Origin of the sequence: Microcoleus sp. B5-D4 (assembly GCF_036705145.1) — a bacterium.
Lineage (GTDB): Bacteria > Cyanobacteriota > Cyanobacteriia > Cyanobacteriales > Microcoleaceae > Microcoleus.
In genome coordinates this window covers 1-12,399 of sequence record NZ_JAUBTV010000068.1, presented here as the reverse complement: position 1 = coordinate 12,399, position 12,399 = coordinate 1, and the positions used below count along the sequence as shown (strand labels likewise).

At 45.6% G+C, this 12,399-nt stretch carries 14 protein-coding genes and 1 pseudogene; 8 read left to right on the top strand and 7 right to left on the bottom strand.

Annotation, left to right across the window (positions count from 1 at the left end):
• Positions 1 to 185 precede the first annotated feature (185 nt).
• Positions 186 to 1,349, top strand: a complete 1,164-nt coding sequence (locus QUB10_RS24995; RefSeq protein ID WP_333156524.1) for an NDP-sugar synthase — start codon at positions 186 to 188, stop codon at positions 1,347 to 1,349.
• A 252-nt stretch (positions 1,350 to 1,601) separates the two neighbouring features.
• Here the strand turns inward: QUB10_RS24995 and speA are convergent, their stop codons facing one another.
• From speA to QUB10_RS24980, 3 genes are all read right to left on the bottom strand, one after another.
• The gene (speA, locus tag QUB10_RS24990) at positions 1,602 to 3,611 is read right to left on the bottom strand and encodes a biosynthetic arginine decarboxylase (protein WP_333205914.1); all 2,010 of its coding nucleotides are present in this window, start codon (positions 3,609 to 3,611) and stop codon (positions 1,602 to 1,604) included.
• 310 nt (positions 3,612 to 3,921) lie between these two features.
• Positions 3,922 to 5,070: a helix-turn-helix domain-containing protein gene (locus tag QUB10_RS24985; RefSeq protein ID WP_333205913.1), complete on the bottom strand. Its 1,149-nt coding sequence runs from the start codon at positions 5,068 to 5,070 to the stop codon at positions 3,922 to 3,924.
• 175 nt (positions 5,071 to 5,245) lie between these two features.
• On the bottom strand, positions 5,246 to 5,836 hold the full coding sequence (locus QUB10_RS24980; protein WP_333205912.1) for a DUF3611 family protein: 591 nt from the start codon (positions 5,834 to 5,836) through the stop codon (positions 5,246 to 5,248).
• A gap of 167 nt (positions 5,837 to 6,003) precedes the next feature.
• On the opposite strand from QUB10_RS24980, the gene QUB10_RS24975 reads away from it, so the two are divergent.
• From QUB10_RS24975 to QUB10_RS24955, 6 genes and pseudogenes are all read left to right on the top strand, one after another.
• On the top strand, positions 6,004 to 6,174 hold the full coding sequence (locus tag QUB10_RS24975; RefSeq protein ID WP_172186391.1) for a hypothetical protein: 171 nt from the start codon (positions 6,004 to 6,006) through the stop codon (positions 6,172 to 6,174).
• A 354-nt stretch (positions 6,175 to 6,528) separates the two neighbouring features.
• Entirely contained in the window at positions 6,529 to 6,822 is a 294-nt protein-coding gene (locus tag QUB10_RS24970) for a hypothetical protein (protein WP_333134164.1), read from the top strand.
• 111 nt (positions 6,823 to 6,933) lie between these two features.
• The gene (locus tag QUB10_RS24965; protein WP_333205911.1) at positions 6,934 to 7,509 is read left to right on the top strand and encodes an IS607 family transposase; all 576 of its coding nucleotides are present in this window, start codon (positions 6,934 to 6,936) and stop codon (positions 7,507 to 7,509) included.
• Positions 7,487 to 7,534: pseudogene (locus QUB10_RS34310) on the top strand (hypothetical protein); the annotation flags it as partial. The gene QUB10_RS24965 and the pseudogene QUB10_RS34310, both read left to right, overlap by 23 nt.
• A 6-nt stretch (positions 7,535 to 7,540) precedes the next feature.
• A complete protein-coding gene (locus QUB10_RS24960) occupies positions 7,541 to 8,590 on the top strand; it encodes a transposase (RefSeq protein WP_333205910.1) in 1,050 nt (349 codons plus the stop codon).
• Between the two features lie 72 nt (positions 8,591 to 8,662).
• Entirely contained in the window at positions 8,663 to 9,091 is a 429-nt protein-coding gene (locus QUB10_RS24955) for a heavy metal-responsive transcriptional regulator (RefSeq protein WP_333205909.1), read from the top strand.
• Positions 9,092 to 9,560: 469 nt separating this feature from the next.
• On the opposite strand, the gene QUB10_RS24950 is transcribed toward QUB10_RS24955, so the two are convergent.
• Positions 9,561 to 10,484 carry a fused MFS/spermidine synthase gene (locus QUB10_RS24950; RefSeq protein WP_333205908.1) on the bottom strand — a complete coding sequence of 308 codons (924 nt, stop codon included), beginning with the start codon at positions 10,482 to 10,484 and terminating at the stop codon, positions 9,561 to 9,563.
• 402 nt (positions 10,485 to 10,886) lie between these two features.
• On the opposite strand from QUB10_RS24950, the gene QUB10_RS24945 reads away from it, so the two are divergent.
• Complete coding sequence (locus QUB10_RS24945; RefSeq protein ID WP_333205907.1) at positions 10,887 to 11,150, top strand: ISAs1 family transposase; 264 nt, start codon at positions 10,887 to 10,889, stop codon at positions 11,148 to 11,150.
• Positions 11,151 to 11,312: 162 nt separating this feature from the next.
• On the opposite strand, the gene QUB10_RS24940 is transcribed toward QUB10_RS24945, so the two are convergent.
• From QUB10_RS24940 to QUB10_RS24930, 3 genes are all read right to left on the bottom strand, one after another.
• Complete coding sequence (locus QUB10_RS24940; RefSeq protein WP_333205906.1) at positions 11,313 to 11,540, bottom strand: type II toxin-antitoxin system HicA family toxin; 228 nt, start codon at positions 11,538 to 11,540, stop codon at positions 11,313 to 11,315.
• A complete protein-coding gene (locus QUB10_RS24935; protein WP_333148509.1) occupies positions 11,533 to 11,745 on the bottom strand; it encodes a type II toxin-antitoxin system HicB family antitoxin in 213 nt (70 codons plus the stop codon). The genes QUB10_RS24940 and QUB10_RS24935 overlap by 8 nt, the downstream gene beginning before the upstream one ends.
• Positions 11,746 to 11,890: 145 nt before the next feature.
• A complete protein-coding gene (locus QUB10_RS24930) occupies positions 11,891 to 12,310 on the bottom strand; it encodes a LeoA/HP0731 family dynamin-like GTPase (protein ID WP_333205905.1) in 420 nt (139 codons plus the stop codon).
• Between the last annotated feature and the right edge of the window lie 89 nt (positions 12,311 to 12,399).

The following is a 12,399-nucleotide window of genomic DNA, read 5'->3' as shown; positions in this document are numbered from 1 at the left end:
TTATTGCTGGTTCCCGATACCTGGTTTCTTAAATCCAGGTAAATTCGGAATAAATGATTGATAGCCTGGTACGATGTCGCCTATAAAGAGGTCAGGATTTTGCTGTGATCGATCGATTCGAGCGCAACCGCTAGCATCTAATTGTTCAGTTGATATCAGTTAACAGAGGGTTGAGGAAGTTAATAATGAAAGCGATGATTCTGGCGGCCGGTAAAGGCACTCGCGTCCGTCCTATTACTCAGACAATACCCAAACCGATGATTCCCATCCTGCAAAAGCCAGTGATGGAGTTTTTGGTTGAATTGCTCCGCCAGCACGGATTTGACCAGATTATGGTCAATGTTTCCCACCTGGCAGACGTGATTGAAAACTACTTTCGCGACGGTCAAAAGTTTGGGGTACAAATTGCCTATTCTTTTGAAGGGCGAATTGAGGAGGGAGAACTGATTGGAGAGGCTCTCGGTTCTGCTGGTGGCATGAAACGAATTCAGGATTTCTCGCCGTTTTTTGACGATACTTTTGTGGTGCTGTGCGGCGACGCTTTGATTGACTTGGACTTGACTGCTGCTGTGAAGTGGCACCGGGAAAAAGGGGCGATCGCTACTATTGTTATGAAATCGGTTCCCCGCGAGGAGGTTCCCAGTTACGGAGTGGTGGTAACAGACGAGTCTGGCAAAATTAAAGATTTCCAAGAAAAACCTTCTGTAGAGGAAGCTCTGAGTACCGACATTAACACTGGTATTTATATTTTTGAACCGGAAATATTCAAATACATCCCTTCGGGCCAGGAATACGATATCGGTTCGCAGTTATTTCCCAAGCTAGTAGCAGAAGGCGCGCCTTTTTACGGAATTAGCATGGACTTTGAGTGGGTGGATATCGGCAAAGTTCCTGACTATTGGCGGGCAATTCAGAGCGTGCTGCTGGGACAAGTTAAAAATGTTTCGATTCCGGGAATTGAAGTACGCCCCGGCATTTACGCTGGTTTGAATGTAGCTGTCAACTGGGATAAGGTTGATATTACTGGGCCTGTTTACATCGGCGGGATGACGATCATTGAGGATGGAGCAAAAATTATCGGCCCGACAATGATCGGCCCAAATTGTTGGCTTTGCAGTGGCGCCACTGTGGAAAACAGCGTGATTTTTGAGTATTCCCGTTTGGGCCCGGAGGTGCGGTTGGTTGACAAACTGGTGTTCGGGCGCTACTGCGTTGATAAAACCGGGGCTGCGATCGATTTGCAAGCGGCGGCTCTCGATTGGCTGATTACTGACGCTCGCCAAGTTTTACCGACTCAACACGGAGAAGAGCGGCGCGCGATATCTGAAATTCTCGGTAATGGTGGATAATTGCTAATTGCTAATTGCTAATTGGTAATTGCTCAAGGTAAGGTGCGCTAGGCGCACCCTACTTTTACATTTATGATCTCAGCTTTTAATTCTGGTAATGTGCTTAGGTTGCACCTCACCTCTTCCACCATTCTCAAGAACAGGCAAGATGCCTGTTCCACAAAGAGTAGATTTTCTTGTGGAACAGGCCGGAAAGCCTGTTCATAAAAGGCTTATTGACAGTGGTGCAACATCTCAGTTACACCCTACATTTTAAGACTGAAGATAAGTATATTGGCTGAGACTCCGCTCGTAATTTTGCAGCAAAAGTTGAGCCTCGGAAAGAGTAATTTTATTTTGCTGCAAAGCTGCTTCTGTCTGACGGCGGATGCTTTCCACCAAATTTTCTGCATCATACTGTACGTAGCTGAGGACTTCTTTCATCGTGTCTCCTTTCACAACGTGTTCGATATGATAGCCAGAAGGTGTTAGCTGAATGTGAACTGCATTAGCATCGCCGAATAAGTTGTGAAGGTTGCCCATAATTTCTTGATAAGCACCTCCCAAAAATAGCGCCAAATAGTAAGGTTCTCCAGGTTTGAGAGTATGCAGTTCCAACACAGACTTGACATCTCGCAAATCGATGAATTGGTCGATTTTGCCGTCGCTGTCGCAGGTGAGATCGGCTAAAATACCGCGTTGAGTTGGTTCTTCGTCGAGTCGGTTAATTGGCATTATTGGGAACAATTGGTTAATTGCCCAACTGTCTGGTACTGACTGAAAAACCGATAAGTTGATGTAATAAATGGACGCCATCACCTTTTCTAAATCTTCCAAATCGTCCGATACATATTCTTTTTGCCGCGCGATCGTCTGTATCTTATCGCAGCAAGCCCAGTACAACTGTTCGGTTTTCGCCCGTTCCGCAATTCCCAAATAGCCTAAGTTAAATAAACTGACTGCTTCTTCCTTGAATTGGATAGCATCGTGATAAACTTCTTGGTAATTTTCGGGACTGATAGATTGGTAAATTTCGTAGAGATTGCGCGGAATTTGGTGCGCGTTTTCATCTACTGGTTCTGGTACTTCTCTGGGGACATCGCTAGTACCGAGTACGTCAAAAACTAACACTGATTGGTGAGAAGCGATCGCCCGCCCGCTTTCGCTAATGATAATGGGAACCGGGATTTTGCGCTCGTCGCAGGCATCTTTCACTCCCGCTACTACGTCGTTAGCGTAGTTTTGCATATTGTAGTTTTTGGAAGCGTGGAAGTTGGTTTTAGACCCGTCGTAGTCAACGCCGAGTCCACCGCCTACGTCCAAGTAGTTCATATTAGCTCCCAATTTAGCTAATTCTACATAAATGTGGCTGGCTTCTCGAATGGCGTCTTTGATGACGCTAATTGAGGAAATTTGAGAGCCGATGTGGAAGTGCAGTAACTGCAAACAGTCGAGCATTCCAGCTTTTTCTAGTTCGCCGACTGCACGGATAATTTCAGGAATTGTCAAGCCAAATTTTGCCCGATCGCCCGTGGAACCTCCCCAGCGGCCAACGCCTGTAGTAGTGAGTTTTGCTCGCACTCCCAAAATCGGTTTAATTCCTAATGCTTTGCTGGCGGCGATTGCGAGTTCTACTTCCTCTATTTGCTCCAGCACAATTACGGAAGTTTGCCCTAGTCGCTGCGCCAAAATAGCAGTTTCTATGTATTCGCGGTCTTTGTAACCATTACAAATTAACAAAGCGCCTGGGTTTTTTAAGGTAGCCAAAGCTATCATTAATTCCGGTTTCGAGCCGGCTTCCAGTCCGAAGTGATGGGGTTGACCGAAACGCACCAAATCTTCTATTAATTGTCGGTGCTGGTTGCATTTTACTGGAAAGACACCGCGATAGACATTTTTGTAATTGTACCGAGCGATCGCTCTGGCAAAACAAGAATTTAAGCGCTCGATCCGGTCTTCCAAAATATCAGAAAATCGAATCAGCAGGGGCAAAGCCAAATTTCGCTGTTTTAGGGATTCTACCAGTTCGCACAAGTCCAGGGAACCGCCGCGATCGCCCTTGGGAGAGACTGTAACGTGACCGGCTGCATTGATCGAAAAATACGGTTCGCCCCAACCTTGAATTCGGTAGAGTTTCTCACTATCTTCTATTGTCCAAGATGCTTGTGGCAGTTGAGCCGCCGTTACCAAAGCACTGTCTGGTGCCGCCAAACTCGTGACTGTTGGCGAGTGAGTCGATAACGGATCAAGATCGGAGAAAGCAGCGGTGGCTGGGGAACTCATCTTATGGGAAACCTCTTTTAGGAGTGGTCAAATAGATAGTTTATCGCAGATATCGGGTTTCCTGATGCAGTTGAAAAATCACTTTGAGTACACGGGCGGGCGATTTTAGATTTTAGATTTTAGATTTTAGATTTTAGAATTGACTCTACAGATAGATGAAAAGCGGGGATTGAACTACAATCTCAACCGTATTTGCTTTGCGGGACTTATTTCTTCAAGCAAGTATCCCTATGCAGGTGAACTCTGAAACCGAGTTTCAGAGTTCACCTGCGCCAAGAGAGTTATCGGACGATCGCTCGCCCGACACACACTAACCAAAAATCACCTCCGGCGGCGCCATGTCAGCCCCCATCCTCAATCCCCCGTTATTAGACTTCTTCAAGCCCGGTTGAGGTGCTTTTTCTGGGGTCTTCTGAGCCGGTGCAACTGAGGCTGGCGGTGTCACCTGCGGTTGAGGTACTGCCTGTGCTCCTGGCACCACGGGTTGCTGCGACAGCCAACCCAAACCCCCTACAGCCCCAGCCATCAAAGCGGTGTAGCCGATGTACAAATGCACCGGACGCATTTGAAAGCCTTCGCCTGAGTCGGAATCGGAAACAGACACATACATACTGGGAATTGGAGTCGGAGCGGGTTTGGGCAAAGCATTCGCCATAGCGCTACCGTCTAGTCCCAAGGCGTCGCCAAGTCTGCGGATAAAACCTCTAACGTAAATATCTTGGGGCAGTTTGTCGATTTCCCCATTTTCGATCGATTCGATGTGGTGCACCGGCACGAGAGTTTGACTGTGGAGTTGCAGCAGGGATAGGGAGCGAATTTGCCGTCCCTTACGCAATTCTTTACCCAACTCCCGCAGGCACTCTTCTCGCTCTTGAACGGCTAAAGCTGCTTCTTCTTCCTTGGTGAGTTTTTTCGGCTTTTTGGGAAAACCGAACCCTGGGAAGGATTTTCCGGGGACAGTGACAGTTGCAGGTGGAGCCGACTCGACTTTAATTTCGTCTTGGGGCGCTTCTTTGCTGTCTTCAGAAGTGTTAGTGTCTCGATCGGAAGTTTCAGTGTCGGACTCGGTTTGGGGCGGCGCTTCCACACTAGCGCTGCGCCAATAGAAGACAGGAACAGCTACTGGTGGCTCCAATTCTTGAATTTCTGTCACCGTCTCAATGACGGGACTTACAGCAGTAAAACTCTCTTGGGCTACTTGCGGTTCAATTTTGTTTTGTTTGGGAAATCGATCGAATGCGAGCTTGACGGCTTCTCTGCTAACTGCTCTAATTAAAATTTCGGCAGCGGAGGCTGCTTCGCCCAACATTGTTTGCAAGCTAGCTAGAGCTTGGCTATAGGTGTCGCTACAGAGGAGTTCAGCTTCTATTTGACCTAGGACAGAACGAAAACTTTCTTGAGAAATTTCAATAGTTGGGTGATCTGTCACCCCAAAATAAGCCTCGGGTTTCAGTGCCATGATATTCATGTTGTCTTCGTAGAAGGTATCTGAGTACGTTCTTCGACAGCTTGGCAGTGATTCCGGATGTGGGTTGGGGGAGAGTGGGGCATCGGGCATCGGGCATCGGGCATCGGGCATCGGGCATCGGGCATCGGGCATCGGGCATCGGGCATCGGTTGCCCCTCACCAATAACTATTGCTTGTGGATGCGATCGAGCAACCAAAGAGCCCCGAAAATCCCGACAAAATGGGCAACAGTGGCGTGAGTATTGGCGAGTACCACAAATATATCTAGGGGCTGAATAAATCGGCCCACATCAACTGCGGCACCGAACAAGGCTTGCGGCTGAGCTAGAGATTTGGCTAAAAGCGTGCCGCTGATGGCTTCTGCGCCGATCAGCGTCAGCACCATTCCTGACAAGTTGCTCATCAGTGACAGGCGCACCTCTTTGATGGTGTCTGCTTTTTTGGGGCGGACAGCGTTACCGGGCGATCGCAGTTGTCTCGACAAACGAGTGAAGCGGAAAGAGCGATATACGCTGTAAGCGAGTACGGCCAGCCCGCAAATGGCAAAAAATACGCCGCCGCCGGTGCCGGCACTGGTTGAACCCGCACCGGCGGTAGCCCTGGGGAGGGCGAAGGGGATGGCAAAGAGCAAAATGATCGCCGCTACCACCCCTAGCACTACCTGTACCCAGAAGCAAACCCAGCCTGTTGTACGAAGGGCAAAGGCTACTCGCTGTACGGCGACAGGAAGCTTATCGTTATCTAACTGATTAGTCATATTTTGAGCGGGTATAATTAATTGGCATTAGTTGGCAGCAGTTTTTTCTCTTCCGGGACGGTTGACGGCGGTTAACCCTCTTTATAATAGAAGTAGCAATGTTTAAGATTTGTAACTAACATTGGATTTCACATTTGAATAGCGTCGATCGCCAGGTACCCAAAGCAATGACACAACTACAACCCACCGTCACCCCCAAACTGGAACAGCCAAAGTTTGGTTTCAACAGCTACGCGGAACGCCTTAACGGTCGAGCCGCGATGATCGGTTTTTCTCTAACTTTAATTATCGAGTATGTCACAGGCCAGGGCTTGCTGTCCTGGTTAGGTCTCAACTAATTTTAGCAATGGCGCGGTCAGCCTTACACTTTGTCTTGACTGGAACGGCAGCGGGTGTGGCTTCTGCTGACCGCGACAAATTCGGGAATTGATTAAAATATTAATTAGAAACAAGCCCAGCGACTTCTCTGTCGAGAGAGTTCTGTTCCCGAATGCAATAGCTGGCTTTTGGAGGTATATATGGGGTGGAATTTTGATTTGACAAGCTTGGCAATTTTGCCTCGCTCCCGTACAATTCCCCACAGGCGAGAAGATTAATTTAGGTGAAGCTACTCTTTGAGCTAGAAATCCCGATCGTTCCGCCAACTCTAAGTTTTAGAGATTGTAAATAAATATAGAACAGAGTAAAACCAAATGAATGCTTCGTGGACGCGACTTTTGAGGTCAGCTTACCGTAGAGAACCAATTACCAGCTTTGTTGTGACAGTGGGCGTTGTCGATGCAGCCATCGGCAGCATGGGTGCGAGTGGCTCTTTATTGGCTTTTGGGCTGGGGACTGCTGGGGTGGCGATGGCTCTCCGCTGGTGGCAATTTTACCGCTCTGCAGCCGAACAAACCGCACCTGCTCCCGAATACTATCTTCCTCCTCAGTCTTCTAGACCTCAGTTGCCAGTGCTTAACGTGTCTAAAAAAAATCCTCCTTATTAAGATTACTGGGCAATGGTGACTGGGCGAGGTGCCGATCGACTCCCTGGATCGGAGGTTGACGCACAGTAAAGTATTTGCTTACATTTGTTAATGTATGCTACTATTGGCTGCATGGCGTACATACCACTCAGAAAAGCAGTCGAATTTCTGGGCTTGCATCCACACACATTAAGAAAATATGCGGACTCCGGGAAGATCAAAAGCATCAAAAACGAAGCAGGGCAACGACTCTACGATGTCGAGTCCTACCAGCGCGGTGCAATTAGAACTACCGTTGTTTGCTACTGTCGCGTCAGCTCACCGAAGCAGCGAGACGATCTCACCCGGCAAGTTGACTTCATGCGACAGCAATACCCCGACGCCGAAATCATCCAAGATATCGGGTCGGGACTCAACTTCAAAAGAAAAGGACTGCAAGCCCTACTGGTCAGATTTATGCGAGGCGAACAACTTACGGTTGTTGTTGCCTGTCGCCACAGATTGTGCAGGTTCGGATTTGAATTATTCGAGTTCATGGCCCAACAAAACGGTGGACAAATCCTGGTTCTTGACCGAACTGTTCACTGCACAGAAGCCGAACTCACAAGCGATCTTCTTGCCATCCTTCACGTCTTCAGTTGTAGAATGCACGGACTCAGAAGTTACAGCAAGAAGATCAAGGAAGATCCGTCTATTCCTAAGTCCTGAACAAAAAGCTTTAATCAGGCAGTGGTTTGGAGTGAGTCGTTTTGTTTACAACACGACCATCAAATACCTCCAAGAACCAGGCACGAAAGCTAACTGGATGACGATCAAAACTGGAATACTCAACAGTTTACCAGAATGGGCAAAACCTGTACCTTTCCAGATCAAATCGATTGCCATCAAAGATGCTTGCTCAGCAGTCAAAGCAGCTAAGCAAGGTTTTAAAAAAGATGGGCAAATCCGCAAATGCAAATTTCGCAGCAGAAAAGATACTAGACAATCTATATATGTGCCGAAGTCGGCTATAAAATATTGCGGCGTCTACCATTCCATTCTAGGTAAGTGTCGGTTAACAGAATCTTTGCCTGAAAATTTCAGCGATGGAAGGTTAACTCTCGGTTATGGAGAATACTACCTAGTTGTTTCTGAAGAAGTGCAACAAGCCAAGACCGATAACCAAGGTCGGCTTGTTGCCTTAGATCCCGGTGTCCGCACGTTCATAACGTTTTTCTCTGAAGATTCCTATGGCTGGCTCGGAAATAATTCTAATTTGTACATCCAGAAATTGTGTTTTCGGCTAGACAAGTTGATATCGAAAATCTCTAAAGCCCCCAGCCGGCAGAAAAGAAGATTCAAGAAAGCAGCCAGTAGGCTTCGTTGTAAAATCAAGAATTTGGTTAGAGAGTTGCATCACAAAGTAGCTAAGTTTTTAGTAGATAATTTTGATGTAATCTTACTACCTACGTTCGAGACTTCTCAGATGGTGTCTAAGTCCCGCCGTAAAATAAGGAATAAAACGGTGCGACAAATGTTAACCTTGAGCCATTGCGAGTTCAAGACTTTCCTAAAGTGGAAAGCTTGGGAAAATTCAAAACTCGTAATTGACTGCAACGAAGCTTACACGTCAAAAACTGTGTCATGGACGGGCGAAATTGTCAAAAATCTAGGTGGCGCTAGAACTATTAAGTCCGCAGCCACCGGGCTGAAGATGGATCGGGATTTAAATGGTGCTCGCGGGATTTTCCTGCGGGCATTGGTTGACACGCCTTTGTTGAGAGATTCTCTTAACTTATATGTTTGTTAGCATTTGTTAGCAAAAAAGTGTCGGCACTAAAAGATAGGGCAAGAAAGTATTTCGATCTTGGATGCTTGGTTTATGAATATTTCTGTTGCCGAGAAACTGTACAAAATTGGCTCTGTAGCTGCCTTTAGTGGTTTGTCGGTGAAAACTGTTCGTTACTATGAGGAGATGGGCTTGCTGTCTCCTGCGGTGGAGCGATCGCCCGCTGGTTATCGCTTGTTTGGCGAAACGGTATTTAATAGGTTGGCGTTTATTAAACGCTCTCAGGCTCTGGGTTTGAGCCTTCAGGAGATTAAGGATATTTTACAGGTTCGCGATCGGGGAGAGTTGCCTTGCTCTGAAGCGAAGCAGCATCTCACGGCTAAGGTAGAGGAAATTTCTGTGCAAATTGCAGCCTTAGAAACTTTGAAGAGGGAGTTGCTAGGCATTCTCAACTGCTGGCAAGAGCAACCCTCCGAGGCGAGCATTAGTAGCACGATTTGTCCGAACATTCAGCGGGATTGAGCGGCGGAAAGATACAAAAAAAGGGAAGGAATTATGGGTTTCCTTCCCTTGATGGTTTTGTGGGTGGTTTTGTGGGTGGTTTTGTCGATCGTTTTGTCGATCGTTTTGTCGATCGTGTTGAGCTTTTAACTGTTTTCGCAGAGTTTGCTGTTGCTTTTTGAGTTGCCGAGCCCTGGCTGAGCCGCCTTTACCTTTGGAGTTTCTACCCTCGCTGCGAGGAGACTCCCAACTTTTTAGTCTCATGTTTTTCATTCTATGCACTACTTCTATACTACACTGCCAGATTTTCACTGTCAAGTATTTTTTAGAGCGATATTTCCTAGTGTCAACTTTTGACTGATGGGGATTTGCTACAGACATAGGGATGCTGGGCCCCTAAACACCCTACAGCCCGATGATACCCCCATAAGCACCCTACAATTAGAGTTTTTTGTCGGATGCCGTTAACAGCCCTAATTGTGTATATTTATCAGTCCAAATATCCGGCGGGTATTTCAGCATCTGTAAAAATTGGCAGCGTTTCCCAAATTTTCACCCATTCCGGCAATTGGGCTACTTTTTTTAGCTGGAGCGAAATTTCTATTAAGGAAAATCCTAAATTGTGGAAATCTTGAATAAGTTCGGCTTTCAAGAAAATTTCATTTTTAGCTAAATCGGGAGCATTAGTCGCAATGACAACGCTGTTGCCGGCTTCTAAATTGCATATATAAACTTGTGCGAACACAGTTTGAATTGTTTTCACCGCTGCCGCATTAAACTCTTGTTTGTGGAACAGGTGGACAACTAGAACACCTGCGCTTGACAAGCGAGTTTTGCACAGTTGGTAAAATTCTTGTGTCACCAATTTATAGGGCATATAGCCGCTGCCAAAACCAGCATCCACGATAATTATATCGTTTTTTACTGTGGAATTTTGTTGGGCTAGATATTCGCGCCCGTCTTGAATGGCTACTTTGAGTCTGTCGTCGAATTGAATGCCAAAAAATTTTTGAGCTACTTCGACTACTTTTTGGTCAATATCTGTACATTCGACTATGGCGTTAGGGAAATAGTGGTGAAAAAATCTGGGGAGGGTGCCGCCACCAAATCCAATTACATAGATTTTTTTTGGGTGAGTTTTCCAGACTAATGCTAGCAGCACGGATCGGGAATAGGGAAAGATTAAATTTAGTGGATTGTTGAGGTCTAGGATTGATTGAGCTACATTTGTGATTAAGGTTTCTCTGTCTGCTAAAAGCAGTAGTAGAACTGAGTTTATTTTTTTTACTGCGATGCAGTTGTCGCCGGAGTTTTGTTGAAAGAGGATGCCGTCTGGCTGTTGCTGAAGCCAATTGATTTGTTGGTGAATAGCTGCTAAATTGCTAGTTTGTCGATCGCCTTTATAATCAGTCATACGATTTTAGATTTTAGATTTAAGATTCAGGGTAAACGTATCTTAACTTTAACCCAAAATATGCTACAGTTATCTGCGACTATTTTTTTTGTGTAGTTTATTCTAGTTCATGAGTGTTATCAATGGCAAGAGGTTTTAGTAAAACTGTAACTTGCCAACACAAACAAATAAATTCATTGTCTTCAGTGAATATTTTAACTGCCATTTTTTTAAAATATTTTGCCACCTTGAACGACCAAAAAATAGAAAGAAGTAAATAAGATTTGCTCAAAGATATTAGATCGATTGCGATTCTAGCTATCATCAGCGGTGCCGACGGATTGGTGGCAATAGAAGCCTATGGTAACGCCAAATATGAATGGTTAAAAAGCTTTCTATAATTACCGAATGGTATACCATCTCATGACAGGTTTAGTCTCCTTATTTGCCCGAATTGAACCGCAGCAGTTTCAAGAATGTTTTTTGAGTTGGGTAAATGCGATAGTCGGGGAATTAGAACTAAACGTGATTGCCATTGATGGCAAAACAATGAAACAATCTTATGACCGAAATGACCAGCAAAAAGCGCTACATATAGTCACTGCATGGTCTTCATTTCATCAATTAGCGTTAGGGCAAAAAAAAGAGATAAAAAATTTAATGAGCTGGATGAGTATGAACCCGTAGAAGGGCGGCTGAGTGTGTCGGAGTTAGTTTGAATAATTCATGTAGGGGCGATCGCACTTTGTGACAAGTTGGGATGTAAGGGCGATAGCTATTTCATTACGATCGCGATCGACCCCTACAAGCTACAAAAACTCATCTACTGGGAAACCCGTTTATTCTCACTTATAAATTAGCTATAAACTCATCAGGTGTGACCTTTGCTTGCTTTAGAACACCGCTGAGAGTACCAATTTTTAACTCGCGGTGGAGTGGCACAACGCAAACAATTTCTCCGTCTGGAAGAGGCTTTTTAAGGACAACGTAACTACCCGTTTGTCGGGCTTGATAAAAGTCTAAACGCTCTAGTACGCGAATTACTTCTAGGCTTGATATTCTGGGCAACCTAGGCATAGCTAACCTCTATGCTAGTTACAAACCTGGGAGTGATTTCGTCGGGTAAAGGACACTCTTCGAGATAGAGCCTTGTAGCTTCTTTGAGATTGGCGATCGCTTGTTCTATGGTTTCGCCTTGGTCAATTGTGCCGACTTCTGGACATTCGGCAATGTACATATCTTCTTCTTTGTAAATGATGACTGTGAAGCTTTTAGTTTTCATTATATTTTTGCTTTCAGCATCAGAGGTTGCTTAGTTTCTATTTCCTAGTTTATCTTGGATGTAATTTTTTTGCAAGTACAGGGGAAGAGGCGCGATCGCGCTTTGGGACAAGTTGGGACGTAAGGGCGATCGCACTTTTTCAGCTTCAAGTATTCGGATTAGCTGTTGCCTTCGTGATGTACTGGATAATCGCGTCAAAATCCTTACGGATTTCTGCCAGTTGTTTTACCCAAGTATTAGAAGCAGAAATCGCTTCCTCTCCCTCCTGACGAGCGGCTGCAATTTGCTTCTCAATCTCTCCGTAAACTTGTTGCTCACATTCAAAGAGCTGTATTTCAATTTGATTTTCCAAGTCTTTTGCTATTAATTGAAATTGACTCGTAATATCGCGACGAACATCAGACATTTGCTTTTCTCGCTCATGTTCCTGTTGCATTTGTAAAATATCTAGTCCTACTGAAACAAGTGCTAGAGCTGGCCCCAGGAATTTAGCAGCATTGCCGATGTTTTTAGCCATACCAACCGCCTGCCAAGGCTTAAACTTAAAGCCGACAAATTTTCCCACAGCCACAACACCCAGGGTAAGAGCATCTTAATCAGGCTTGACACAAGCACTTGAGAATCTGCATCATATAGTCATCATTCATCGCCGCT